The organism is Rhodococcus sp. IEGM 1305 (assembly GCF_030058635.1).
In the GTDB taxonomy this organism is placed as follows: Bacteria; Actinomycetota; Actinomycetes; order Mycobacteriales; family Mycobacteriaceae; genus Rhodococcus_F; species Rhodococcus_F opacus_D.
Genome location: NZ_JASHKX010000019.1, coordinates 1 through 24,620 on the forward strand (window position 1 = coordinate 1; position 24,620 = coordinate 24,620).

The 24,620-nt window shown below is 68.1% G+C and carries 28 protein-coding genes, 3 tRNA genes and 2 pseudogenes; 14 read left to right on the forward strand and 19 right to left on the reverse strand.

The genetic code is table 11. From position 1 onward, the window contains the following. Positions 1-54 precede the first annotated feature (54 nt). Positions 55-807: an IclR family transcriptional regulator gene (locus tag QM693_RS23335; RefSeq protein WP_283353560.1), complete on the forward strand. Its 753-nt coding sequence runs from the start codon at positions 55-57 to the stop codon at positions 805-807. Here QM693_RS23335 and QM693_RS23340 read toward each other — a convergent pair. Together QM693_RS23340 and QM693_RS23345 are read right to left on the reverse strand one after the other, a co-directional pair. Beyond that, complete coding sequence (locus QM693_RS23340) at positions 773-1,270, reverse strand: RrF2 family transcriptional regulator (protein WP_005248742.1); 498 nt, start codon at positions 1,268-1,270, stop codon at positions 773-775. The two genes, QM693_RS23335 and QM693_RS23340, sit on opposite strands and share 35 nt — an antisense overlap. 37 nt (positions 1,271-1,307) lie before the next feature. Further along, complete coding sequence (locus QM693_RS23345) at positions 1,308-1,724, reverse strand: VOC family protein (protein WP_280781814.1); 417 nt, start codon at positions 1,722-1,724, stop codon at positions 1,308-1,310. 167 nt (positions 1,725-1,891) lie between these two features. Here QM693_RS23345 and QM693_RS23350 point away from each other — a divergent pair, with 167 nt between their 5' ends. Further along, a complete protein-coding gene (locus tag QM693_RS23350; protein WP_280781815.1) occupies positions 1,892-2,860 on the forward strand; it encodes a sterol desaturase family protein in 969 nt (322 codons plus the stop codon). Here the strand turns inward: QM693_RS23350 and QM693_RS23355 are convergent. The 6 genes from QM693_RS23355 to QM693_RS23380 all read right to left on the reverse strand — a co-directional run bounded on the left by QM693_RS23355 (position 2,792) and on the right by QM693_RS23380 (position 5,919). After that, positions 2,792-3,475 carry a YceI family protein gene (locus QM693_RS23355; protein WP_283353561.1) on the reverse strand — a complete coding sequence of 228 codons (684 nt, stop codon included), beginning with the start codon at positions 3,473-3,475 and terminating at the stop codon, positions 2,792-2,794. The two genes, QM693_RS23350 and QM693_RS23355, sit on opposite strands and share 69 nt — an antisense overlap. Positions 3,476-3,544: 69 nt before the next feature. Further along, positions 3,545-4,339, reverse strand: coding sequence for an SDR family NAD(P)-dependent oxidoreductase (locus tag QM693_RS23360; protein ID WP_280781817.1), 795 nt, complete (start codon positions 4,337-4,339; stop codon positions 3,545-3,547). A 94-nt stretch (positions 4,340-4,433) separates the two neighbouring features. Continuing rightward, positions 4,434-4,524 (reverse strand) — tRNA-Ser (locus tag QM693_RS23365). Between the two features lie 55 nt (positions 4,525-4,579). Then, on the reverse strand, positions 4,580-4,771 hold the full coding sequence (locus QM693_RS23370) for a CsbD family protein (protein ID WP_280781818.1): 192 nt from the start codon (positions 4,769-4,771) through the stop codon (positions 4,580-4,582). Positions 4,772-4,909: 138 nt separating this feature from the next. Next, on the reverse strand, positions 4,910-5,368 hold the full coding sequence (locus QM693_RS23375) for a nucleoside deaminase (protein WP_005561213.1): 459 nt from the start codon (positions 5,366-5,368) through the stop codon (positions 4,910-4,912). 11 nt (positions 5,369-5,379) lie between these two features. Continuing rightward, positions 5,380-5,919: a tRNA adenosine deaminase-associated protein gene (locus QM693_RS23380; protein WP_037228037.1), complete on the reverse strand. Its 540-nt coding sequence runs from the start codon at positions 5,917-5,919 to the stop codon at positions 5,380-5,382. 49 nt (positions 5,920-5,968) lie between these two features. Between QM693_RS23380 and QM693_RS23385 the strand changes: the two genes are divergently transcribed. Next, positions 5,969-6,937, forward strand: coding sequence for a prephenate dehydrogenase (locus QM693_RS23385; protein WP_283353562.1), 969 nt, complete (start codon positions 5,969-5,971; stop codon positions 6,935-6,937). Positions 6,938-6,986: 49 nt separating this feature from the next. Here QM693_RS23385 and QM693_RS23390 read toward each other — a convergent pair whose 3' ends face one another. Together QM693_RS23390 and QM693_RS23395 are read right to left on the reverse strand one after the other, a co-directional pair. After that, positions 6,987-7,574 carry a putative glycolipid-binding domain-containing protein gene (locus QM693_RS23390; protein ID WP_283353563.1) on the reverse strand — a complete coding sequence of 196 codons (588 nt, stop codon included), beginning with the start codon at positions 7,572-7,574 and terminating at the stop codon, positions 6,987-6,989. Next, positions 7,571-8,683: a hypothetical protein gene (locus QM693_RS23395; protein ID WP_283332852.1), complete on the reverse strand. Its 1,113-nt coding sequence runs from the start codon at positions 8,681-8,683 to the stop codon at positions 7,571-7,573. Before QM693_RS23395 ends, QM693_RS23390 begins: the two co-directional genes overlap by 4 nt. 180 nt (positions 8,684-8,863) lie before the next feature. Here QM693_RS23395 and QM693_RS23400 point away from each other — a divergent pair, with 180 nt between their 5' ends. From QM693_RS23400 to QM693_RS23420, 5 genes and pseudogenes are all read left to right on the forward strand, one after another. Further along, entirely contained in the window at positions 8,864-10,009 is a 1,146-nt protein-coding gene (locus QM693_RS23400) for a DNA cytosine methyltransferase (protein WP_005561219.1), read from the forward strand. Positions 10,010-10,023: 14 nt separating this feature from the next. Next, positions 10,024-10,428, forward strand: coding sequence for a very short patch repair endonuclease (locus QM693_RS23405; RefSeq protein ID WP_283353564.1), 405 nt, complete (start codon positions 10,024-10,026; stop codon positions 10,426-10,428). Between the two features lie 128 nt (positions 10,429-10,556). Continuing rightward, positions 10,557-10,823 (forward strand): hypothetical protein, encoded by a 267-nt coding sequence (locus tag QM693_RS23410; RefSeq protein ID WP_280781821.1) that lies wholly within the window; start codon positions 10,557-10,559, stop codon positions 10,821-10,823. 89 nt (positions 10,824-10,912) lie between these two features. After that, positions 10,913-11,437: pseudogene (locus tag QM693_RS23415) on the forward strand (class I SAM-dependent methyltransferase); the annotation flags it as partial. Between the two features lie 53 nt (positions 11,438-11,490). Then, positions 11,491-11,922: pseudogene (locus tag QM693_RS23420) on the forward strand (nitroreductase family deazaflavin-dependent oxidoreductase). A 4-nt stretch (positions 11,923-11,926) separates the two neighbouring features. Here QM693_RS23420 and QM693_RS23425 read toward each other — a convergent pair. The 5 genes from QM693_RS23425 to QM693_RS23445 all read right to left on the reverse strand — a co-directional run bounded on the left by QM693_RS23425 (position 11,927) and on the right by QM693_RS23445 (position 18,222). Beyond that, positions 11,927-12,730, reverse strand: a complete 804-nt coding sequence (locus QM693_RS23425) for an NmrA family NAD(P)-binding protein (protein WP_283353565.1) — start codon at positions 12,728-12,730, stop codon at positions 11,927-11,929. Positions 12,731-12,806: 76 nt separating this feature from the next. Next, positions 12,807-14,120, reverse strand: a complete 1,314-nt coding sequence (locus tag QM693_RS23430; RefSeq protein WP_283353566.1) for a serine hydrolase domain-containing protein — start codon at positions 14,118-14,120, stop codon at positions 12,807-12,809. 102 nt (positions 14,121-14,222) lie between these two features. Next, a complete protein-coding gene (locus QM693_RS23435) occupies positions 14,223-15,791 on the reverse strand; it encodes an MFS transporter (RefSeq protein WP_283332692.1) in 1,569 nt (522 codons plus the stop codon). Beyond that, positions 15,788-17,026, reverse strand: coding sequence for a cation:proton antiporter (locus QM693_RS23440; RefSeq protein ID WP_283353567.1), 1,239 nt, complete (start codon positions 17,024-17,026; stop codon positions 15,788-15,790). The genes QM693_RS23435 and QM693_RS23440 overlap by 4 nt, the downstream gene beginning before the upstream one ends. Positions 17,027-17,148: 122 nt before the next feature. Further along, positions 17,149-18,222 (reverse strand): D-2-hydroxyacid dehydrogenase, encoded by a 1,074-nt coding sequence (locus tag QM693_RS23445; protein ID WP_283353568.1) that lies wholly within the window; start codon positions 18,220-18,222, stop codon positions 17,149-17,151. Between the two features lie 208 nt (positions 18,223-18,430). On the opposite strand from QM693_RS23445, the gene QM693_RS23450 reads away from it, so the two are divergent. The 3 genes from QM693_RS23450 to QM693_RS23460 are packed head-to-tail and all read left to right on the forward strand — an operon-like array spanning position 18,431 to position 21,380. Then, positions 18,431-19,879, forward strand: a complete 1,449-nt coding sequence (locus tag QM693_RS23450) for an MFS transporter (protein ID WP_477950736.1) — start codon at positions 18,431-18,433, stop codon at positions 19,877-19,879. Beyond that, positions 19,876-20,616, forward strand: coding sequence for a fumarylacetoacetate hydrolase family protein (locus QM693_RS23455; protein WP_283353569.1), 741 nt, complete (start codon positions 19,876-19,878; stop codon positions 20,614-20,616). The genes QM693_RS23450 and QM693_RS23455 overlap by 4 nt, the downstream gene beginning before the upstream one ends. After that, on the forward strand, positions 20,613-21,380 hold the full coding sequence (locus tag QM693_RS23460; RefSeq protein WP_283332686.1) for an SDR family oxidoreductase: 768 nt from the start codon (positions 20,613-20,615) through the stop codon (positions 21,378-21,380). The genes QM693_RS23455 and QM693_RS23460 overlap by 4 nt, the downstream gene beginning before the upstream one ends. Positions 21,381-21,384: 4 nt before the next feature. On the opposite strand, the gene QM693_RS23465 is transcribed toward QM693_RS23460, so the two are convergent. Next, entirely contained in the window at positions 21,385-22,284 is a 900-nt protein-coding gene (locus QM693_RS23465; protein WP_283332684.1) for a LysR family transcriptional regulator, read from the reverse strand. A 100-nt stretch (positions 22,285-22,384) separates the two neighbouring features. Between QM693_RS23465 and QM693_RS23470 the strand changes: the two genes are divergently transcribed. Both QM693_RS23470 and QM693_RS23475 read left to right on the forward strand, forming a co-directional pair. After that, entirely contained in the window at positions 22,385-22,750 is a 366-nt protein-coding gene (locus QM693_RS23470) for a YybH family protein (protein WP_283332683.1), read from the forward strand. An 86-nt stretch (positions 22,751-22,836) separates the two neighbouring features. Beyond that, positions 22,837-23,310, forward strand: coding sequence for a hypothetical protein (locus QM693_RS23475; protein WP_280781832.1), 474 nt, complete (start codon positions 22,837-22,839; stop codon positions 23,308-23,310). A gap of 16 nt (positions 23,311-23,326) precedes the next feature. Here QM693_RS23475 and QM693_RS23480 read toward each other — a convergent pair whose 3' ends face one another. Beyond that, positions 23,327-23,686, reverse strand: a complete 360-nt coding sequence (locus tag QM693_RS23480; protein ID WP_283332681.1) for an Rv2640c family ArsR-like transcriptional regulator — start codon at positions 23,684-23,686, stop codon at positions 23,327-23,329. 93 nt (positions 23,687-23,779) lie between these two features. Between QM693_RS23480 and QM693_RS23485 the strand changes: the two genes are divergently transcribed. Then, positions 23,780-24,250: an ArsI/CadI family heavy metal resistance metalloenzyme gene (locus tag QM693_RS23485; RefSeq protein ID WP_283353570.1), complete on the forward strand. Its 471-nt coding sequence runs from the start codon at positions 23,780-23,782 to the stop codon at positions 24,248-24,250. 73 nt (positions 24,251-24,323) lie between these two features. Here QM693_RS23485 and QM693_RS23490 read toward each other — a convergent pair. After that, a tRNA-Arg gene (locus QM693_RS23490) sits at positions 24,324-24,396 on the reverse strand. A gap of 45 nt (positions 24,397-24,441) precedes the next feature. Then, positions 24,442-24,533, reverse strand: a tRNA-Ser gene (locus QM693_RS23495). Between the last annotated feature and the right edge of the window lie 87 nt (positions 24,534-24,620).

Sequence of the window (24,620 nt, forward strand, 5' to 3'; positions counted from 1 at the left end):
TCGCGTGCGAGCTGTCCACGTCTGACGCTGGAACTGTGAGACGGAGAACGAGTAATGGCGATCACCGGATCGGTGACCATTCGCTCGTTGCGGCTCCTCGAGCTCTTCACCCCGTCCACACCGCGGCTGACCCTCAGCGATCTGTCGCGGAAGTCCGGATATCCGCTGAGCACCGTGCACCGGCTGACCAGCGACCTCATCGAATGGGGCGCCCTCGAACGTGACAGCAGCGGCCGCTTCACGGTCGGGCTCAAGCTGTGGGAGATCGCGTCGCTCGCCCCGCGCGGCACGATGCTGCGCGAACTGGCGATGCCGGTGATGGAGGACCTGTCGCAGATCACGCGGGAGAACGTCCAGCTCGGCATCGCCGAGGGCACCGAGGTCGTGTTCGTCGAACGCATCGCCGGACAGAAGGCCGTGCCCGTCCAGACCCGCGTCGGCGGCAGGTTCCCGCTGACGGCGTCCGGTATCGGCCTTGCCCTGCTCGCGTACATGCCCGCCGACGTGCAAGAGCGGGTGCTGAGCGGGCCAATCGAGAAGTTCACCGAGCGGACCGTCACCGACCCCGTCGTCCTGCGGCGGACGCTCGCCGAGATCCGCCGATCCGAGGTCGCGATCAGTGATCGTCAGGTGACCATGGACGCGGTCTCCGTCGCGGCACCGATCTTCGAGCGTCCCGGAGCGGCGGTCGCGGCCGTGTCGCTGGTGGTGTCGGCGGAGAACGCGTCGCTGAACGCGCTGGTCCCCCTGGTGCGTGCGGCCGGCCGGACGATCAGCCGCGCGCTGCGCCCTCGTCAGCCGTCGTAGCCGGCCGGGTGCGACGCTCCCAGGCCCCCGGGTCGGATGTCAGGGTGGTGAGGAAACCCGGCAGCTGCTCGTTTGCCACGTCCGCGAGGCTCACGTTTTCGAGCACGGCGCGCAGGTTCACCCGCACGGCGATCCACACGTCCTGCAGTTTGGCGGCCGGCCCGCAGTAGTCGACGTCCTCGGGGCGCTCCCCCCGCACCGACGCGAGCGGACCCTCGACGGTCCGGATGACGTCGGCGATCGTGATGTCCTCGGCGGGCCGGGCCAGCCAGTAGCCGCCGTCGGGTCCACGTCTGCTGTTGACCAGTCCCCCGCGCCGAAGGTCGGCGAGGACGGCCTCGAGGAACTTGTGCGGAATGGTCTGCGACTGTGCCAGGAACTCGGCCTTGGACGGGGACGGCCCGGCAGCGGCCAGTTCGATCAGCGTCCGCACGGCGTAGTCCACCTTTGCGGTGATGTGCACACCGAATTCCTACCACCCAAGTATGAAAACGGGCAACTCACGCTTCGCCGCGCGAACCCAGAATCTCCAGGTAGTGCGGGTTGTACATGACGCCGAGGATGTTGCCGAACGGGTCCACGACCGAGGCGGTGACGAATCCCGACTCACGTTCGGTGCGCGGCTCGTGCTCTTTCGCCCCCATCGACAGCAGCTTCTCGACGGCGGCGGTCACGTCGTCGACGTGCCAGAACACCACCACGCCGGACGGGCTGTCCGCTGCTGCGTGCGGGGCGTATCGACGGTCGATGATGCCGAGCTCGTGCTGGTAGTCGCCGATCCGGTATTCGATGTACGCCGGGTTCTCGGAGTCGGGGCGTTCGAAATAGGGGGCGATACCGAGCAGCGCGCTGTACCAATCGCGGGCCGCCGCGATGTCGTCGGCGAAGAGGCTGACGGTGGTGAGTCCTCGCAACATGATGAATCCCTTCGACTGATCCGGTTCTTGCTGACGGAATTCATTCTCCGCGGCAAAGTGCGCATCCAATGAGCACTTTGTCTGCCTCTTCGGATCGGGGCGAATAGTGATGCGTGTCACTCCGAGGTACATTGAACTGGACGATCGTCTTGTGTGGAGGAAGCAGCATGTGGGAGACCGTGACGTCGGCGTGGAATTCGGCGCTGCTGACGCCCCTGCACGAGCCGGTGACGCTGGCCATCCCGGCGTTCGTGCTGTTCCTCGCCATCGAATGGTTCGCAGCCCGGCACCTCGAGGACGCGACATTCGACCCCGACGGACGGTCCCGCCCGGTGCGCGGCGGTTACGAGCGCCGCGACGCGCGGGCGAGCGTGTCAATGGGCGCCGTGTCCATCCTGACGACCACGTTCTGGAAGCTACTGGCCCTGATCGGGTACTCCGCCATCTGGGTGTACCTCGCGCCGTGGCACCTACCCGCGGACGCCTGGTACACCTGGGCGATCCTCATCCTCGGCGTCGACGCGCTGTTCTACGCGTATCACCGGATGGCGCACCGCATCCGCCTGATCTGGGCCACCCACCAGGCGCACCATTCGAGTGAGTACTTCAACTTCTCCACCGCGCTCCGCCAGAAGTGGAACAACAGCGCCGAAATCCTGATGTGGATTCCGTTGCCGCTGATCGGCATTCCGCCGTGGATGGTGTTCATCGGATTTTCCGTGAACCTCGTCTACCAGTTCTTCGTCCACACCGAGCGCATCGACAAGCTGCCCCGGCCCGTCGAGTTCGTATTCAACACTCCCTCGCACCACCGCGTTCACCACGGCTGCGACCCCGAATACCTCGACCGCAACTACGCAGGCATCCTCATCGTGTGGGACCGGATGTTCGGCACGTTCCAACCCGAAACCCACCGCCCCACCTACGGACTCACGACACCGGTGGGCACCTACAACATCTGGAAGCTGCAGACCCGCGAATACGGTGCCATCGTCCGGGACTGGCGCCGGGCGTCGTCGTGGCGCGACAAGCTGGGCTACGTGTTCGGGCCGCCCGGGTGGGCGCCGTCAGGAACGCGCGAAGCTGACCAGGAAGTCGACCGTGCCGTTGCCGTCCACGGTCACGAAGCCCAGTGACGGCGGCGTCACACCGAAGTCCGTCCAGGTGACCGGGATGCTGCCCGAGGCGATGAGGTCGTCGCCGGAACGCAGCACGTCGATGTCGACGGTCACCGGACGCGACTGCCCCTTGAGCGTCAGCGTGCCCTGCGCGGAAACCGTTCCCACGGAACCGTCCGCAGGCAGCCCCGACAGATCGACCGGGGAATCGACCGTGAACGTGGCGGTCGGGAACGTGCCCGTGTCCATGACGTTGCCGCGGAACTGGTTGTCGCGGCGGGACTGATCGGTCGCGATGGTCGCCACCTGCACGGTCACCTCGCCCGCGGTGAGTTTCTCACCCTCGACGGTCGCGTTGCCGGTCACGTCGCCCGTCGACCCGACCACGGTGACGCTGGCGCCGTTGAGGATCTCGTGGACGGTGTACCCCGCGGCCGTCTGATTGGAGCCCTGCCCCGGCGTGACGGTCCACTGCCCGTCGACCGCTCCGGTGGCCGCCTCCGCGCCCTCGGTCGACACCGAGGCCGCCGGTGCGTCGTCCTCTGCGATGAATTGGCCGTAGAACCACGGGCCCACCAGCACCGCGATCACGACGATGACGACTGCGCCGACCAACCACCACAGCTTTTTCATGGGATCAGGCTAGTTGCAGCTTCAATGGATGTCACTCGGTACGACCTGGGAGAGGGCTGTGAACGTCGGTCACGGGACGATGGAATCGATGTAGCCGCCATCGACCCGCACCGCGGCGCCGGTGGTCGCCGACGCCTGCGCCGAACTGAGGTACACGACCATGTTCGCGATCTCCTCCGGCTCGATGAGGCGCTGCAGCAACGACTGCGGCCGGTACTTCCTCATGAACTCGCGCTGCGCCTCGTCCCACGGCAGGTCCGTGTCGACCAGGCTGTAGACGAAATCCTCCACGCCGCCGGTGTGGGTGGGGCCGGCCAGCACCGAATTGACCGTGACCCCCGTCCCCGCCGCCTCTTTCGCGAAGCCCCGCGAGACCGCCAGCAGCGCCGTCTTCGACATCCCGTAGTGGATCATCTCGGCGGGAATGACGATCGCGGAGTCACTGGCGATGTCGAGGACCCGGCCCCAGGACCGTTCGACCATGCCGGGCAGGACCAGGCGGGTCAGCCGGATCGCCGACAGCACGTTCACCTCGAAGTAACGCCGCCACTCGTCGTCGTCGATCTCCAGGGCCGGCTGGGAGCCGAAGATCCCGAGATTGTTGACGAGGATGTCGACGCCCGGAACGATCTCCAGGACCCGCCGCGCGCCCTCGTCCGTCGTGACGTCGGCGGCCGCCGGAACGAATTCGCCGTCCGGGACCTCGGCCCGCAGTCGTTCGATCGCCTCGCCCACGGATTTCTCGGTGCGGCCGTTGATCGCCACCCGCGCGCCGGAGCGGGCGAGGCCCGCTGCGATCGCGGCGCCGATGCCCTGCGTCGATCCGGTGACCAGCGCCGTTCTGCCCGTCGAGTCGATGCGCATGTCGCCTGCCCCTTCCCTCCAGGACACGCTAACGAATATCCCCGGCCCGGATACACAAAAAAGCTCCCCACCTGCGTGTGCAGGTGGGGAGCCTTGGCGGTGGCGGAGGGATTTGAACCCTCGGACGGGGGTTACCCGTCACACGCTTTCGAGGCGTGCTCCTTAGGCCGCTCGGACACGCCACCGCCGGTGACTTTACCGGATGTGACGCCCGAGCCCGAAATCGCCAGGTGAAGCCGTTTAACTCAGCTTGTCCTTGAGGTTCTTGGCGGCGTCCTTGACCTTCTCGCCGGCATCCTTCACCGCCGAGGACGCCTGGTCGGCCTTGCCCTCGTCGCGCAGGTCCGGATCGCCAGTGGCTTTGCCGGTGGCTTCCTTCGCCTGGCCCTTGAGGTCTTCCGCCTTGTTCGAAGCTTTGTCTGCGATTCCCACGAGATACCTCCGTGAATCCGATTTCGAACCCGGGGACGGGTCCGGCGGCGCCTCGTCGGCGCCTGTCTCCAGAGAAGCACGGGTCATGCGGACCCGGCCACATAGTGTCGAGTACCCCACGAAAGAGTTTGAAACCGGTCAGCGCCGTTCACGAAAGAAGTCTTCGAGGATGCCGGCGCATTCGTCCTCGAGAACACCGCCCCTGACCTGCGGTCGGTGGGTGAGACGGCGGTCGCGGACCACATCCCACAGTGAGCCGACCGCACCGGTTTTCGGCTCCCATGCCCCGAACACCACCCGGGAGATCCGGGCCAGCACGAGCGCACCCGCGCACATGGTGCACGGCTCCAGCGTCACCGCGAGCGTCGCCCCCTCGAGGCGCCACCCGTCGCCGTACACCCGCGCTGCGGCCCGCAACGCGATGATCTCCGCGTGCGCCGTCGGATCCGACATCGCCTCCCGCGAGTTCACGGCCCGCGACACCTCCACACCGTCGGCGTCGAACACCACCGCACCCACGGGCACGTCGGCGTCGGTGGCGGCGCGGGCCGCCTCGATCGCCGCGCGGATCATCCGCTCGTCGTCCTGAAGAGTCACGGCGCGTGGAACTACCGGGGAAGCTTGTCGAGAACCCCGGCCAGCTCCGTGGTGAACCCGAGCCGCTGCGCGATCATCCCGAGCTGCTCGTCGGGATACAGGTCCGTCTCGGACGTGATGACAGCCAGAACGGGTTCGGGCAGACCGAGGTCGGCGAGCAGCGACAGGTCGCCTTCCTCCCACGGCTCGATGTCGTCGAGTTCGTCCGGGTCGATGTCCGGGACCTCGACGTTGAGCGCCTCGAGGACGTCGGCGGCGATGTCGTAGTCGATGGCCGCGGTGGCGTCGGACAGCAGCAGACGCGTTCCCGACGGCGCAGGCCGGAGCACGACGAAGAATTCGTCGTCCACGTCCAGCAGACCGAAGAACGCGCCCGCGCTACGGAGGGCCCGAAGCTCCTCCTCCGCGACGCTGAGACTGGTCAGAGCAGCCGAAGTGAGGGCCTTGACCTTCCACCGGCCGTCCTCGTGTACTACCGCGACACCGAAGCCCTCCAGATCCTCTGCCCGATCCGAGGAGGCGCTGTTGTTTTCCGCGCGCTGTGCACCCATGAGCGCAACGGTAGCCCGCGGGGTGCCGGTAAATGAAGTCCGCACTCGAATGTGCCAACCTGTTCGGGTGTCTGATACCCCTTCCGCACCTCCGGTGTGCGTGCTCGGCCTGGGCTTGATCGGCGGTTCACTGCTGCGTGCGGCGGTCCGGGCCGGCCGCGAAGCGTGGGGTCACAACCGATCCGCGCCGTCCGTCGACGCCGCCCGGGCGGACGGTTTCGACGCCGACACCGATCTGGTCGCGGTGCTCCAGCGCGCGTCGGCCGAGTCGGCGCTGATCGTGATCGCGGTCCCCGTGCCCGCCGTCGCCGCCACCCTCACCGCGATCGCCCTGTACGCCCCGAACTGCTCGATCACCGACGTCGTCAGCGTCAAGGCGGAGGTCGCGGCGGCGGCAGCCCGTCAGGGACTCGCCGACCGCTACGTGGGCGGTCACCCGATGGCGGGAACGTCGGCGTCCGGGTGGAGCGTCGGCAGCGCCGACCTGTTCCGGGAGGCCGTATGGGTGGTCGGCACCGACGACGGCGTCGACCCCGCCATCTGGACACAGGTCGCGCAACTCGCGTTGGACTGCGGTTCCGTCGTCGTACCCGCCGAGTCCGCCGAACACGACCGGGCGGTCGCACGCATCTCGCACCTGCCGCACCTACTGGCCGAAACCCTCGCGATCACCGGTGCCCGCGGCGGACCGCTCGCCCTGGGTCTGGCGGCCGGCTCGTTCCGCGACGGCACCCGCGTGGCCGGCAGCGCGCCCGGACTCGTCCGGGCCATGTGCGAAGGCAACCGGGACGCCCTGCTGATCGCCCTGGACGAGGCGCTGGTACTGCTGCAGGACGCGCGGACCGAACTGGCGGACCAGTCGTCGACGGCGACGCTCGTCGAGGCCGGCCACACCGCTCGCCTGACGTACGACAACCAGGAGACGTGGGAGATCACCGGCATCGTTCCCGGCCGCGAAGGCTGGATCGACGACATGCGTGATGCGGGTCGGCGGGGAGGGCGGCTCCGCCGCCTGTGAGCCTTTCTGGTTGCCGGAGCTACCAAAAAGGCGCACGGGCGCGGAGCGCCTAGATCCGTTCGGCCAGGCCCGGGTAGTCGATGATGAACCCGTCACGGTCGACGGTCACCGAGGAACTCGACACCGGCGACAGCACGTGGATGCCGTCCGGACCGCTGCTGTAGGTGAGGATCGCGCCCTCGACCCGCAGGTCCAGGAGGTTCACGTAGACGACGGGGACCTCGACGTCCTCGGATCCGAGGTGCAGTCCGTACCGCCGGATGGGCAGGGCGTTGAAGAACGGGCTGAGCACCATGTCGACGTCGAGGGCGCCGTCAAACGTGGACCGCTGGTGGTTGGCGCCGTGCTCCACCATCCACGTGCCCTCTTCGTCGCGGCTGATCGACATCTGCCGTTCACCGGCCGCGACGGACGTCCGCAGCGACAGCCGGCGGGTGACGCCGCTTTCGTCGGTGACGAGGTCGTAGGACGCGCTGAACGCCGGATGCTCGGGGCACTCGCCGCCGATGATCCGGCCTGCTGCCTTGATGCGGTCGCCGCCCAGCTGGACGCGCACCGATTCCATTCGGGGTGCGTTGTCCGCCCGCCACGTCAGTACTGCGGGCCAGGTCGAGGCACCGGAGGCTTGGATGCTCACCTGTCTACGGTAAGCGACGACGGCTCCCGGGGTGGCAACGGGCCGAGTTTCGTTGCAGCAGAGTTGTCGAGAGCCAATGCCCGGGCTCGTTCCGTGACCGCGATGCGCGACGAGAAGACGACGAGGGCGCCGAGTCCGACCGCCACGTTCAGCAATGCCCCGAACTCCTGGGCGACGAAGTCGAACACCTCGGTGAGCAACACCGTGACCAGGGCCGCGGCCCGCAGGAACTGCAACGGCCACAGCTTCCCGTTCCGCAGTCGCACGATCGCCGACCAGCACAGGACGAACGCGATCGCGGACCCGGTGAGCTGGCCGACCGTCGTGATGTCCGTTCCTTCGTCGCCGCGGAGGTCCTCGTCGAGCGTGACCACGGCGCTGAGCAGTCCCAGGGTGGAGAACAGGGTGAGGAGTACGGCCGCGGTCCACAGCATGCCGGGCCCCTTGGCGAAGGCGGGGGTAGCGCGCCGGGCCAGCTCCCGGGCCGTGGGCACGGTCCGGCCGTTCCGGTCCGGGCAGTGGGCGAGCAGATCCCGAACCGATGTCAGCGTCGCCTCGTCCGCGCCGGCGGCGGCCGCCCGGCGCAGTTGCGCCAGCGCCTGCTCCCGGCGCACGTGGTCCAGACCACGGTCCAGGCCGCCGAGCGCGATGGCGGCGGCGTTGGCGACGTCCTCCGTCGGGGTCGGCGGCCGGACGTCGTGCAGCGACCGGTTGACCAGCAGCAACACGACGACCACCACGTACATGATCGCGACGGACGGCCGGTAGAAGTAGTCGTTGGTCTTGGTGACGAACTTGCCGATCTCGTCGAGGAACAACCCGAACCCGATGCCGCCGATCACCACGCCCAGGACGCGCGGTTTCATCCCGAGGAACGAGAACACGGTCACCAGGGCCACGACCATGCCGAGCCCGCCCCACAGGACGTGCGCGATGTGCAGCGACGAGCCCCCGACCTGCGGGTAACCGGTGAGGTGCAGGTAGGCGCGGGTGAGCAGGATCGTGACGATCCCGATGATGACGAACGCTTCGACGAGGCCGCTTCCCTGGGCGTCGCGCAGGAGGTGCGACCGGTTCCGGAAACCCGAGATCCGGAAACCCGAGATCATGGCGCCTCCCTGTGCTCCCACCTACACGAAGTCTATGTGGCTTCGCCACCCGTGAGTACTTATTAACCCCCCGCGGTTAACAAGTACTCACGGGTCGTTGGTCAAAGCAGGCACAGATCTCGAGTAACGTTCTCGGGTGACTGGTTCGTGAGGAAGGGTGCCGTGACGTCAACCGGGAGCATGGTGGGCCTGTTCGCCGGTATCGGCGGGCTCGAGTTGGGTCTGAGAGAGCACGGCTGGAACACCGAACTGCTCTGTGAGATCGACCCGGGCGCCCAGGCGGTTCTGCGTACCCGATTCACGGACGTCCCTGTGCATTCCGACGTCACCAAGCTGCGTTCCCTCCCCCAGGACATCGAACTCGTCGCCGCCGGTTTCCCGTGCCAGGACCTCTCGCAGGCGGGCCGGACCGCCGGTATCACGGGTTCGCGTTCCGGCCTCGTCGACGAGGTGTTCCGGTTGGTGAAGCGGAAGAAGGGTCCTCGCTGGCTCCTGATCGAGAACGTGCCGTTCATGCTGCAGCTGGGGCGCGGGGCGGCTATGAGGCATATCACGGACGCCCTCGAGGACCTCGGTTACACGTGGGCGTACCGGGTGGTCGATGCGCGCGCGTTCGGGCTCCCTCAGCGCCGCCAGCGGGTCCTGATGCTCGCCTCGCGCACCGAGGACCCCCGCGCGGTGCTGTTCGGTGAGGACGCCGGGGAACGCCCCGTCGACGACCATGCCGACTTCCCGTGCGGTTTCTATTGGACCGAGGGCACCCGCGGTCTCGGGTGGGCGGTCAACGCGGTTCCCACGCTGAAGGGCGGTTCGTCCGTCGGTATCGCGAGCCCGCCCGCCGTGCGACTGCCGTCGGGCGAGATCGTGACGCCCGGGCTCGTGGACGCCGAACGCCTGCAGGGCTTCGACCCCGACTGGACGGCGCCCGCCGCGCTGGTCCCCGGGTTGCGGAACAGTCATCGGTGGAAGCTCGTCGGCAACGCGGTGAGTGTGCGGATGGCGTCGTGGGTCGGTCGGCGTCTGCTCGAGCCGGCGGACTACGAGCGGGGTATCGAGACGCCGATGAAGCCCGGCGACGCGTGGCCGGTGGCAGCGTGGGGTAGCAATCGTCAGGCGTTCCGGGTGCACACCTCGACGTGGCCGGTGCAGGAGCCGTACGAGGATCTCAGCGGATTCCTGGAGGACACCCGGCTGCTGTCGGCCCGCGCGACCGCCGGCTTCCTGAAGCGGGCGCGGATGGGCAATCTGCGTTTCGTTCCGGGGTTCATCGACGACGTCGAGAGCCACCTCGACCGCATGGGCGGCTTCCCCGAGGCCGCCGCGTAGCGGACGGACCCGCGATGCCCGCCACCGATCCCACAACCAGCGCCCGGATGCGGGCGCAGCGGCGTCGCGACACCGCACCCGAACTCGCACTCCGCAGGGAACTGCACCGGCGCGGGGTCCGGTACTACGTGGACCGGGCGCCGATGAAGGGCGTCCGGCGGCGCGCCGACCTGGTGTTTCCGCGGCGGAAGGTGGCCGTGTACGTGGACGGGTGCTTCTGGCACAGGTGCCCGCAGCACGCCACGTTCCCGAAGAACAACGCGCAGTGGTGGGCCGAGAAACTCGCCGGGAACGTCACCCGCGACCGTGACACCGACACGAGGCTGACCGACGCCGGGTGGACGGTGGTGCGGGTCTGGGAGCACGAGAATCCGGTGGTCGCGGCGAACAGGGTCCAGGAAGCCCTGGACGACGCGTGACCCCCACTTCGCAGGCGGTGGCAGGTCGAGGTGTTGAATTTTCCACCCCTAGGGGTCTGGTCGCCGACGACGGATCGGTGCAGGATGGTCTCAACAGCAACCATTCGGACCCCCTTCGGAGGAGCATGATGATCCGCCGAATCGTCGCGGCGGCCTCCATTGCCTTTGCAGCAGCGGCCGTCCCACTCGTCGGTCCGGCACCCTTTGCGGTGGCTGCACCGGGCGACACCTACATCAGCAATCCCCCAGCCAACCCGACGGACCAGAGTTTCTGCGACGACCAGGCCGCCCTCGCGAACAACCTTGCCTCGAAGGGCGACTACGCGCGTGCCGACGGGGTCGTGTCGGCGGCGAACATGAGCGGTTGCCGCATCTACACGTTCTCCAGCCCGTAATCGGTTGCCGCTCCGGCAACGGGATTCCCTGTTCGGCGGGCCCGGCGGCCACAGTGGGAGCATGACCCAACCCGCACCTCGTCGAGCAGGTCGCGGACGTGGCCCCGGGCAGCGCCCTGGACGTGGGCAGCGGCGAGGGCGCCGACGCGATCTGGCTGGCGGCCCGCGGATGGAACGTCACCGGAGTGGACGTGTCCACGGTGGCGGTGGAACGGGCCGCCGCGGCCGGCGCCGACATCGCGGACCGGACGACGTGGGAGCAGGCCGACATCCTGGAGTGGGAGCCGCCGACCCACCGATTCGACCTGGTGTCGGCACATTTCATGCACCTGCCTGGGCCTGCCCGCGAGACCCTGCACCGTCGCCTCGCCGGAGCGGTCCGACGAGGCGGGCGACTTCTCGTCGTCGGACATCACCCTTCCGATCCGGAGACGTCCGTCGGGCGGCCCAATGTTCCCGACATGCTGTTCGCACCGGAACAGGTCGCTGCCGTGCTGGACCCCGCGGAGTGGGACATCCTGGTGTCGGCGGCACCCTCGCGTGAGGCGCACGACCCCGAGGGACAACCCGTCACCGTTCACGACACCGTTCTGCACGCAGTTCGCCGGGCCTGACGACGGTCTACTGTGTGGGCACGATCTGTTCCGAGTGCCGAGACGAGGACGCCGTGGCCGACTTGTTCGTGAAAGCCCTTCAGCTGCATCAGTTCGTCTACGAACGCAGCGGCGGATGGGTGGGGTATCGGTTGCTGTTCGGGATGCCGACCCTGCTGCTGCACAGTGTCGGCCGGAAGTCCGGGCAACCGCGCACGTCCGCGTTGACGTACGGCCGCGACGGCGCGCGCTTTCTGGTCGTCGCGTCGAAGGGCGGTGCGCCCACGTCGCCCGCGTGGATGCACAACGTGCTGGCCGCGCCGACCTGCGAGATCTAGGTAGGCCGCGACCACATCACCGTGGCGGCGCGGAAGGTTCTGCCGGGCGACCCGGATTACGACCGGATGTGGGCGACGATGAACGCGATCAACCACGGCCGGTACAGCGACTATCAGAAGAAGACGGATCGGCCGATCCCCGTCATCGCGCTCACCCCGACCCGCTGAGGCCTCAGCGGAACTCGTCGACGTGCGCCGACGCCCACTGCGCGAAGGTGGTCGCGGGGCGTCCGGTGAGTTGTTCGACGAGCCAGTTCGCCTGCTGGGGAGCGTCGACCAGGCTCGCCATCCCTTCCAGGTACCAGCGTGCGTACTCCCCCATCGCCGGCGTCAGGACGTCGACGGCCTCGTCCAGCGACACCTGCCGGTACTCGATGTTCCGGCCGAGGGCGGCGCCGAGTTGTCGGACGATCTCGGCGCGGGTGATCGTCTCGGGGCCGGTGAGTTCGTACGACGCGCCGACGTGCCCGGACTCGAGGAGAGCGACGGCCGCGACCTCGGCGATGTCGTTCATGGCGATCGGCGCGTTCGCCGCCGTCGGGTACGGCTCACGCACGGTGTCTCCTGCGGCGATCTGCGGTGCCAGGATTCCCGCGTTTTCCATGAACTCGCCGGGCCACAGGTGCGTCCACTCGATGCCGGACGCCTCGACGGCCCGTGCGACGTCACCCCAATGGCCGTCGTGAGGACCGGACAGGTCGACGACGTGCCGGACCCCGGCCTGCTTCGCCAGGGCGAGCGCGTCCGGGGCGGTGTCGGGAGTCGGTGCGAGGTAGAGGGAATCGACACCCTCGAACGCCGCGGGCAGGCTGTCGAGCCTGCGGAGGTATCCCTCGACGACGGTGACCGAGCCCGGAAGTTGCGCCTTGTCAGGATGATTCGTGAGGGCCCGGACGTCCGTCGCACCCCGCGCGAGCAGGTGGTCGACGAGCATTCTGCCGATGTTCCCGGTTGCCCCCGTCACGAGAATCGTCATGCCCAGCACGCTACCGCCGCGGGAGGGCATGTGAGTGGCAAAGTGTGCTCGCGCACGCTTTGCCACTCACATGGGGTCAGCTGGTCGGCGGGGCGGAGGTCGAGGATGTCGCCGGGGCCTCCGAGGGCGTCGGCGTGGCCGGGGTCGACGCGTCCGGATTCTGCACTCCGGCGCTGAGCTTGTAGATGTGTTCCGGCGAGATGATCTCCGTGACGGCCCCCGCCAGCGCGGTGCTCGGTTCGCTGCCCTGGTAGGGGACGTCGGTGTTGATCATGATCGCGAGGGTGGTCTCCTGCTCCGGAAGGTAGACGCAGACCGTCTGATACCCGGGGAGGCTGCCGTTGTGCCCGATCCAGCCGGCGACGTCGAAGATGCCCAGCCCGTAGCCGACGTCCGACGCCAGACCCGGCGCGTTGACCGTCTCGAGCCGTTGCGCCTGTGTGGCCGGCTGCAGCAGTGTGCCGGTGGCCAGCGCGGGCGCCCAGATGTGCAGGTCGTCGAGGGTCGAGATCATCGCGCCCGCCGCCCATCCCCAGGACGGATTCCAGTCGGTGGCCACGGCTTCCTTGTCGTCCAAGGTCTGCTCGGTGTAACCCTGCGCGTGCGGTTCGGGGAACGCGTTGGTGGTCGGGAAGCTCGTGTCCGCCATCTTCAGCGGCTGAACGATCTTCTGCGTCACGTACTCCGGGAGCGGCAGCCCGCTGACCTTCTCGATGACAAGTCCCAGCAGGGTCGTGTTCGTGTTGGAGTATTCGAATCCCTGCCCGGGTGGGAACGTCGCGGGTTGCGCAAACGCGTACCCCAGCAGTTGCTGCGGGGTGAACGCGGCCTGCGGGTCGCTGAGCAACGCCTTCTGGAAGTCCTCGTTCGCCGAGTAGTTCGCCAGCCCGCTCTGCATCCGGGCAAGCTGGCGCAGCGTGATCTGATCACCCAGCGGCACGCCCTCCACGTACTTCGAGATGGGGTCGTCGAGCGCAACCTTGTCTTCGTCGACCAGCTGCAACAGACCCGTGACCGTGAACGTCTTTGTCACACTGCCGATTCGGTGGAAGAAATCGGTCTCCATCGGCGCGCCCGTCGTCTTGTCGGCGACGCCGAACGCCTTCACGTAGTCGCCATCGGGCCCCCACACGCCCACAATCGCGCCGGGAATCGACGCCATCGACATCGTCTTCTCGATCGCCTCGTCGAGTCGGTCCGCGACACCGGGGTCGATCTGCGCGTCGGCCCCGGCGTTCGGTGATCCCGTCTGCGTCGTCGTGGAGGTAGCGGAGGTGCCCGTGGAGGAGGAGTCGTCGGAGCACGCCGCGGGCACTATCAGCAGCAGGGCCGCTGCGGCCGCCGCGAGGCCGCGTCGCCGATTCGTCCTGGTCACGACCTGAGCTGTCATCGTGCGTCCCGTCGTCGAGGTGCCCCTCCCGGGAACTTACTCCGCGACCGCCGGGTGAATGTACCTTTCGGCGCTTCTGAGGCGACCGGCGATACATTCGCCCTACTGTGCTCTGTCGGTCGCGTATTCGGCCAGCAGCCGCTTCTCCTTCTCCCGGTGCGGGTAGAAGAAGAACACCACCACGGCCCCCGCGCACACCACCAGGATCGCGGCGAGGTACGCCCGATCGTCGCCGTCGAGGAAGGCGTTGCGGGCGGCCGCGATGATCTGCTCGGCGTACTGCGGATAACGTTCCGCGAGCACTTCGGCGCTGGAATACGACTTCGTGAGCGCCGCTTGGGTTTCCGGGGTGATCTGGCTCGAGTCCGGCGACGAGGCGATCGTGGCCGACAGCGACTTCGCGTAGCCGGCGGTGAGCACCGCTCCGAGGATCGACTGCATGATCGCGCCGCCGAGGTCGCGTTGCAGGTCGGAGGTGCCGGACGCCATGCCCGCCCGCGACACCGGCACCGAACCGGTGAGCGACCGCGACGCCGGGGTGCCGGCGAACCCGACCCCGATGCCCACGAACGCGTACGCGAGAGCCACCCACCAGAAGGTTGCGTCCTCGTCCCACCACACCAGCGCGACAACCAGTCCGAGGACGACGAACAGGTAGCCGAGCAGCAGTGTGAACCGGGCGCCGTGCGATTCGACGAGTTTCGCGGAGCGGGGTGCGACGACGACCATCGCGACGGCCGCCGGAATGATCGCCGATCCGGCGGCGAGCGTGGAGTACCCGAGCACGTTCTGGAGGAACTGCTGCCCGATGAACATCGCACCCATCAACGCGCCGAACACGATCACCCCGCCGACGGCGGCCACCCAGAACGTCGGTCGGGCGGCGACGTGCAGATCGAACAGTGGGTGCGCCGCCCGTCGTTGCTGCAGGAAGAACGCGGCTCCCGCGGCGAGTGCGATCAACCCGAGACCGACGGCGAGCGCCCCGGCACCGTCCACCGGCGCGAAATTGATCGCGAGGATGAGGGCGGCGATGAAGACGACGGAGATGATGCCGCCGAGATTGTCGACGGGATCGGTCGTCTCGTTGACGTGGGCGGGCACCCACAGGATGGCGGCGACGAGGGCGAGAGCGGCGAGCGGAAGGGTCACGAGGAACACCGAGCCCCAATGGAAGTGCTCGAGCAGCGCGCCCGACACGATCGGCCCGAGCGAGGAGATCGCACCACCGAGCGCCGACCACAGTGCGATCGCCTTGGTCCGGGGCGGTCCCGACCACAGCGCGGTGATGATCGCGAGCGTGGTGGGGAACGCGAGCCCGGCGGAGACACCGCCGAGAACACGTGCGAGGAACAGTATTTCGAAGTTCCCGGCGAAGCCCGCGATCGCCGACGCCGGCAGCGACAGCGCCATGCCGAGCACCAGCATCTGTTTACGCCCGTAGCGGTCGCCGAGCGCCCCCAGATAGAGGACCGACGCGGCGAGCCCGAGGGAGTACGCCACGGCGACGAGGTTCAGCTGCGTCTGACTCGCGTCGAAAGCGCGGCCGATGTCGGGGAGCGCGACGTTCGCGACCGACAGATTCAGGTTGGCGACGGCGGCGACGAGGATCAGGGTCGCGAGGATCAGCGTCGCGCGGGCCGGCGCCTGCGTCGTCTCGGTTCGAGTCACTGTCGGCTCCCGGGGTTCTGGTCTCCTCGTGGAAGCCCCGAATCGGCCGCCGGTTCGGGGCTCGGTGCGAGCAGCGACGCGGCGAGCGGGAAGAGGAGGACGGTGATCGCGCCGGCCGCGACGAGCACGGAGGCGTTGGCGGACGTCATGTCACCGGAGTCGACGGCCACTCCGGTGACGGCCACGATCAGCGGCAGGCCGGTTCCCGCGTACAGCGCCAGCTGGGTGCGTTCGCGGGCGGTGAAGGGTGGATCCGTGCCGTCGGCACCCCGGTCGAATCTCCCGGCGAAATAGACCGGGCCTGCCCGCACCAGCAGGATCAGCAGGACGAACGCGATGAGGACGCCGGGTTCGGACGCCACCGCGGCGACGTCGATGGCCATGCCGGACGTCACGAAGAAGATCGGGATCAGGAACCCGAACGCCAGGCCGTCGAGCTTCGTTTCGAGCGTTTCGTCGCCTTCGGGCGTGGCCCGCCGCAGGATGAACCCCGCCGCGAAGGCACCGAGGATCGTGTCGAGCCCGAACGACGCCGCGAGCACGGTGAGTGCGACGAGGAGCAGCATGGTCAGTCGCACCGTGGTCTGCGACGTCGTCTCCGATCCCGACCGGATGATCGCGGTGATCCGGGAACCCTCCCGCCGCACTCGGGCGGGGATGAACGCGACCAGCACCGCCGCGGCCGTGAACAGTCCGAGGACCACGATGGACGCCACGGACCCTCGGGAGCCGAGCAGAACCGCCATGGCGACGACGGGTCCGAGTTCGCCGAACGCGCCGTGATTGAGGATCGTCCGGCCCAGCCGGGTGTCGAGGGCGCCCGCGTCACGAAGGATCGGGAGCAGCGTGCCGAGCGCCGTCGACGTCAGGGCAATGGCCACCGCGGTTCCGGCGTCGACCACGTGGACGAGGCTCAGCAGCGACACCACCGCGAACGCCAGGGCCAGCGAGACCAGCCACGTCAGCAGGGCCCTCCTGCCGCCGCGACCGGTGATCTCGGCCGTGTCGATCTCGTACCCGGCCAGCAGGAAGAGCAGACCCAGCCCCAGGTCGCGCAGCAGCTCGATCTCACTGCCCTCGACCGCAATGTCGAACACGTGGGGGCCGATGACGATCCCGGCGACGAGCAGAAGTACCACCTCGGGCACCAGCTTCCGGGGAAACAACCCGGCGAGCAGCGGGGCGATCACGGCGCATGCCACGATCCAGAACAGCGACGCTCCCACGGAAGGCATGCATCACCCCGTCTCTCGAACCGCCGGACACAGCACTGCGTTCGAGCCTCACAGAGCCCGGACGACGAGACATCATCCGTGAGGGATGAACGCCGCCGCGCCGCCGACATGCACCGGAATCGTCAGTAGAACTCGACGGTGTCGACGCGGTTGATCAGCTCCTCGCCGTCGAGGAACCGGGTGGCGTTGCGCGCGAACAGTTCCGCGATGAGGCGGTCCTCCGCGGGGTTCAACGCCGCGGTGTGCGGGCTGACCAGCACGTTCGGATGAGCCCACAGCGGACTGTCCGATGCCAGGGGCTCGGACGCGAACACGTCCAGCGCGGCGAACCCGACCCGCCCGTCCCCGATCGCGGCGGTCATGGCGACCTCGTCGACGACGGTGCCCCGGCCCACGCTCACCACCGTGACTCCGGGCTTGACCGCGCCGAATACCTTTGCGCTGACGAGGCCTTCGGTGGCGCTGGTTCCGGGAAGCGTCACGACGATGCCGTCGGCGTCCCCGACCACATCGGCCAGCCGGTCGGGGTGGACGATCTCGTCGACGCCCTCGACCGCGGTGTCGCGCCTGCTCGTTCCCACGACGGTGGCGCCGAGGGCCTTCAGCTTCAGTGCCGTCGCACGGCCGATGCTGCCCAGTCCGACGACGACGATGCGCTGCCCGGACACGGTTCCCATCGCCCAGCGGCCGCTCCACACCTTGTCGCGCTGCTGGGCGAGGAGACGCGGGAGGGTCTTGGCGCCGGCCAGCAGGCCGAAGACGGCGAACTCGGCCAACGGTTCCGCGTGCACACCGGCGGAGGTGCTGAATGCGATGCGGTCGAGTTGCTCGTCGGTGAGCCCGGCCGCCTTCACCTGGGCCCCGCCGCCGGCGGGCATCGTGTGCACCCAGCGGAGGTCGGGGTTGGCGCCTGCCGTCCTCGTCAGTGCCGCGGGATTCTCGTCGGGCACGCCGTACAGGGCGTGCGCCGAATCGACCAGGTCGTCGAAGGCCTTCTGCTGCTCCGCGGTCCGGGAGAACGACGGATCGCCGGAGTGATCACCCGGGAATCGGGAGGGCGGCAGCAGATCCTGCTCGCGGATGAAGTCGATGCGCGGTTCCGCCCGGGTGACGAGACTGATGAGCTCTTCGCTCACGGGGGTCGCGGCGACGACGCGGAGTCGCCCGTCGAGTGGCTTCGGGTCGTGTGCGCTCACTGCAGATTCCTCCGGTACGGGCCATTGCTGACCATATGTTCAGATCAAAAACTTTGCACTAATCATGTGATTCAGTCAACACTTTCAGTTATGTATGACAAATAGCCGTCCGCGCGGTATCGTCCTCGACACGCCAGTGACCTGGGTCACTACACCGACCTGTTTGTGACCGCGCTCGACGTGGTCCCGTCCCACAACGGAGCAGAAGATGTCCCCAGAATCGAAGATTCAAGTAGGCGCAGACTCGAAGATGCCGGAAGGCAGCAGCCACTCCACCCCACCGGTGCGCGCCTCCGACGACCCGGAGTACGCCGCAAACCTCAAACGCGCGACGCTCGCCAGTTCCATCGGCAGCGCGCTCGAGTACTACGACTTCGCCCTGTACGGCCTGGCGTCGGCACTGATCTTCGGCCAGCTGTTCTTCCCCGCCATGGGTGCGTCGGCCGCGTTGATGGCCAGTTTCGGCACGTACGCCGTCGGCTTCCTCGCCCGGCCCGTCGGCGGCCTGTTCTTCGGCGCCCTCGGGGACCGCCTCGGACGCAAGGCCGTCCTGATGATCACGATCGCGATCATGGGCGGTGCGAGCACGCTGATCGGGGTCCTGCCGACCGGCGCGCAGGTGGGCATCTGGGCCCCGATCCTGCTGGTCGCGCTGCGACTGCTGCAGGGCTTCGGCGCGGGCGCCGAACAGGCCGGTGCCACCACGCTGATGGCGGAGTACTCGCCCACCGAGCGCCGCGGATTCTTCTCCGCACTCCCGTTCGTCGGGATCATGGTGGGCACCCTGATGGCGTCCGGGGTCTTCGCGATCCTCGGCCAGATCGATCGCGAACTCCTCCTCGCCTGGGTGTGGCGGGTGCCGTTCCTGGCGTCGGTCTTCCTCATCGCGGTCGCCGTGTTCATCCGGCTCCGCATGCAGGAGAGCCCCACGTTCATCAAGCTGGAGAAGCAGGATCAGATCAGCGAGAGCCCGTTCCGGGAACTGATCGGCAGCTCGATGCCCAGCGTGCTCCGCGGCATCGGCCTGCGGATGGCCGAGAACGGCGGCTCGTACATCTTCCAGACCCTCGGCATCAGCTACGTCACGACCGTGGTGGGTGTCAGCAAGTCGATCGGACCGCTCGCCATCGCCTGCGGCGCCGCCATCGGCATGCTCGTCATACCGTTCTCGGGTGCGCTGTCGGACCGCTTCGGCCGGATGCGGGTGTACCGGTTCGGTGCGGCGCTGCAGCTCGTCCTCGCGGTCCCGTCGTGGTGGCTGCTCTCGCTCGGCAATCCGTACCTCGTGGTGGCGACGCTCGCGGTCAGCTACGGGATCGGTGTCAACGTGATGCTCGGCGCGCAGTGCGCGGCCCTGCCCGAACTGTTCGGAAATCGCCACCGCTACATCGGCGTCGCCGTCGCCCGGGAGACGAGCGCCATCCTCGCCGGCGGCATCGCCCCCTTCGTCGGCGCACTGCTGCTGTCGCTGCTGAACAACTCGTGGGTGCCGCTCGCGATCTACGTTCTGGTCCTCAGCGTCATCACGTTCGCCACCACGTTCGTGACACCCGAAACCCGTGGTCGCGACCTCGGGCTGGCCTGGGATGCGATGGCCGACCCGGTCCACGGACCGGATGTCGCGACCGCCGAGTCGAAGGCGCGGGTCGACGCATGAGGCTGGCCCGCATCGCCACCGACACGGGACCGCGGCCGGTGTGCCTGCGCGACGGTCGCTGGCACGAGGTGGCGGATCCGTACGCGGACACTCCGGCATTCACCGGACCCGCACACGACCTCGCCGGCGCACGGCTGCTCGCGCCCGCCGAACCGCGGGTCCTGCTCGGGATGGCCCACAACGGCGCACCCGGAGATCGCGACCTGCCGTTGCAGGCGTTCATGAAGTCGACGCGCACGGTGATCGGCCCCGACGATCCGATCGTCGTCGACGAAGGGCTGGGGCAGGTCAACGTGGAGGGCGAACTGGCCGTCGTCATCCGCCGCACGTGCCGCAGGCTTCGCCCGGAGGACGTCCCGTCCGCGATCCTCGGGTACACGATCGGCAACGACGTCACCGCCGTCGAGCAGATAGCGCTGGACGACAAGCTCACCCAGGCGAAGCACGGCGACGGTTTCACCCCGCTGGGACCGTGGATCGAGACGGATCTCGACTCCGGGGACGTTCCGATCACCGTGCGCGTCAACGGCGTGACCGTGGCGGAGGCGTCCACGCGGCAGCTCGCATGGAACGTGTCCGAGCAACTGGTCCATCTCACCCGGTATCTGACCCTCGGGCCGGGAGACGTCGTGCTCACGGGTTGCCCGTTCACGCTCGGCCCGGTCAAACCGGGTGACCGTGCCGAGATCACGCTCGGCGGTATCGGCACGCTGGCCAACTCGGTGCGTGCGCTGTGAACCTCTTCGATCTGTCCGGGCGCATCGCCCTGGTCACCGGTTCGAGCCGGGGAATCGGCTACGCACTCGCACGCGGCCTGGCCGAGGCGGGCGCCACGATCGTCCTCAACGGGGTGTCGGGTGAGCGTCTCGCACAGGCACGTGAGCGCCTCCGCGAGCAGTTCGGCGAGACACGCGTCCACGCGTACGCGTTCGACGTCACGGATCCCGAGCGGGTGACCGACGCTGTCGAACGGATCGAATCGGAGGTCGGGCCGATCGAGATTCTGGTGAACAACGCTGCGCTGCAACACCGTCAGCCGCTGCTCGACATCACCCTCGAGGACTGGAACAGGGTGCTCACCACCGACCTCACCAGCGCCTTCCTTGTCGGGCGGGCCGTCGCACGGTGCCAGATCGCCCGAGGGAGCGGCAAGATCATCAACGTCTGCTCGGTGCAGAGCGACCTGGCCCGGCCCACCATCGCGCCGTACACCGCCGCGAAGGGCGGACTGCGGAATCTGACCCGCGCGATGACGGCCGAATGGGCGGCGTCCGGGTTGCAGATCAACGGCCTCGCGCCCGGCTACATTCACACCGAGATGACGCAGGCCCTCGTCGACGACCCCGAGTTCGACGCGTGGCTCCGCGGCCGCGCGCCGGCAGGCCGGTGGGGCACCCCGGACGATCTCGTCGGTCCGGCGGTGTGGCTGGCGTCGGACGGTTCCCGGTACGTCAACGGTCAGGTGATCTTCATCGACGGCGGGATGACGTCGGTGGTGTGAGGATTTACCGGCCGACCGCGGTCGGCACTTCCCCGAAGGAGCGGCGGGTGTGCAGGACGAGTTCACGGAGCGCCGGACCAGCGAGACTCTTCCACACCAGCGCGAGCACGGCCGGGATGTCGACGTCGTCCAGTGCGACCGCCGTCAACCGCCCCCGGTAGTCCGTCGCCATCGACTCACTGAGGATCGCAACCCCCAGCCCGCGGATCGCGAGGTCGGCGACGGCGTCGGGCGCACTCGCCTGCAAGGCGATGTCGGGGCGGAGGCGGGCGGCCGCACACGCCTGGTCGAAGACCGTTCGGATCCCCGTTCCGGTCGGCATACATACGATCGCGTGGTCGCCGAGTTCGGCCAGGGTGACGCGCGAACGCCCGGCCAGCGGGTGCCCGGGCGGCACGGCCGCGACCAGCCCCTCGCTGATGATCGGGAAGGCGTCCAACCCGTCCGGCGGGGCGGTCGCGGTGCCCACGAGAGCGAGATCGATCGCACCGGCGCGGACCCGTTCGACGAGGCGGTCGGAACTGTCCTCGGTCAGCGTGATCTCGATCCCGGGGTGCGCGACGTGGAACGCGGACAGCGCGTCGAACAGCGGCTTCACCGTGCAGGCGGTGACCATCCCGACGACGAGCCGGCCCCGGATCAGCTGGTTCACGTCGTCCACGGCCTGCCGCATCGCGTCGGCCGAGGCGAGGGCCGCGCGGGCATGCACGAGCGCCGCTTCTCCCGCGGACGTGAGCGTCGCCGTCCGGCTCGACCGGTCGATCAGCGTGGCGCCGAGGTCGTGCTCGAGCTGCCGGATCTGCGCGCTGATCCCCGACTGGCTGATGTGGACGCGTTCCGCGGCACGGGTGAAGTTCGCTTCCTCGGCGACCGCGACGAAGTACTCCAGCTGCCTCAGTTCCATAAGCAGTAATTCTAGTATTCAGCAGAACTATCGGTTGGACTTCCGGTTGCGGCGACACCACTCTGGGATGTGACAGCAGTTCACCCACGAAAGGATCCCCGTGTCCGACCACGAGAAGGCCCTGAACCCCGAAGATCTCACCCGACTGTTCGTCGAGCGCAGCAACGCCGGCGACGCGGCCGGAGTGGCCGCCCTCTACGAGGAGAACGCCGTCATGGCGTATCCGCCCGGGAGCCGGACGGTCGGCCGGGCAGCCATCCAGAAACTGTGGGAGTCGGTGCTCGCGAACGCGCCGCACTTCGAACCGGAGACGCCACTCCCCACGCTGATCAGTGACGACATCGCACTCACGTCCACCCCACCCAAGGACGGATCCGGCGCGCGGGCGCAGGTCGTCCGCAGGCAACCGGACGGAAGCTGGCTCCGACTGCTCGACCAGCCGGAGTTCGTCCCGCCCACCCGCTGAGGTCGCGGCTGCGCCGACCCCTACACGGCATGAACTTCGTTGTCCACCATTGCATCTGCATTCGGATCGGTGGGACTATAGGGGTCATGCGCAGACCGCGTTGGCCGGCAGTAGCACCACCCACCACCGGAGGACACCAGGTGCACGGCCCCCTGCTGCTCACGGCCGAAGACCACCTCACGCTCGAGCTGTTCGAGGTGGTGGCGTTCCCGGACGGCCTCCACCTCCGGATGGCCCTGACCGCGACGGGCAGGCCCGCGGAGCTGGCGCAATACGAGACCCGCCCGCTGTCCGACCCCGACGATCCCTCGACGCGCTGGTCCTATCTGTCGGTGCGGGCGCGCGTCGACGACATCGAAGGCGAGGCCGATCCCTACCATCCGGCGGCGGCGTCGAAACCGTGCCGGAGCGGGCCGCCCGAGTACCGCACCGAACCGCACTACTGGCTGGACGCGATACCCGCGTCGGGATTCATCGCGGTCACCGCAGGCTGGCCACGGATCGGTCTCGGTTCGACCACCACCACGATCGGTCTCGAATCGAGCACGCGAACGTCGTGACCGATCCCGGCCGGCGTCAGGTGCAGCAGTTGGGGTCGAGGACCACCCGCAGTGCGTCGAGGGCGTCCGCCCGCGCACTGTAGAAGACGTTCATTCCGCGGCGGACGGGCTGGACCATTCCCGCCTTCTTCAGCTGGCCGAGATGGTGACTGACGGTCGACTCGGACAGGCCCACGCCGGTCGCGAGATCGCACGTGCACACCTCGCCGTCGCTCGCGGTCAGCAAAATCGACATCAGCTTGATGCGGACCGGGTCGGCCAGCGCCTTCAGGCGCAGCGCGAGGTGCAGGGCGGCCTCGTCGGTCATCGGGGCGGCCGAGACGGGCGCGCAGCAGATCGGCGCGGAGACATCTACGACCGGCAACGTCTTGGGCATGGCTCCATCGTCCCACCTTCTTGACATATGTCAAAAAGGTGGGACTCTATGGGTGCAAGCAATTCGACATATGTCACACAGGTGGAGGTTGTCATGTCCCGCGCCCAACTCGCCCTCAATGTCGACAATCTGGAGGAAGCAGTCACGTTCTACTCGAAACTGTTCGATACACAACCGGCGAAACTGAAGCCGGGCTACGCGAACTTCGCCATCGCGCAGCCACCCCTCAAGCTGGTGCTGATCGAGAACCCCGGCGAGGGCGGCACCATCAACCACCTCGGCGTCGAGGTCGAATCGAGCGCCCGGGTGCACGAGGAGATCACACGGCTGTCCGGGGAAGGCCTGTTCACCGACGAGGAGATCGGCACCACCTGTTGCTTCGCGACCCAGGACAAGGTGTGGGTCACCGGCCCCGCCGGCGAGAAGTGGGAGGTCTACACCGTGCTCGCCGACTCCGACACGTTCGGGTCGAGCCCCCGGCACCTCGACCCCGACGCCGAGGGGGCCACCTGCTGCGGCACCGCGGACGGGGCGAAAGCCTCCGCGGGCACGTCCTGCTGCTAGGCGGCGACGGCCCGGATCGGCGACAAAGAGAAACCCCGCCACCTGCATCACTGCAGCTGACGGGGTTTCTTTGTGCGCCCGAAGGGATTCGAACCCCTAACCTCTTGATCCGTAGTCAAGTGCTCTATCCGTTGAGCTACGGGCGCATGTTCTTCAGTTGTCTAGCTTGCACCGGCCGACTAGGCCCGGTGTGGCGGAGGCGAGAGGATTTGAACCTCCGGTCCCTCGTAAAAGGGACAACTCATTAGCAGTGAGTCCCATTCGGCCGCTCTGGCACGCCTCCCTGGGGTGGTTCCGATCCCTTCGGACCGCCGGTGCGAAAGATTACACACCTTTCCACCACAAAGGCAAAACGGCTGGTCAGAGCGCA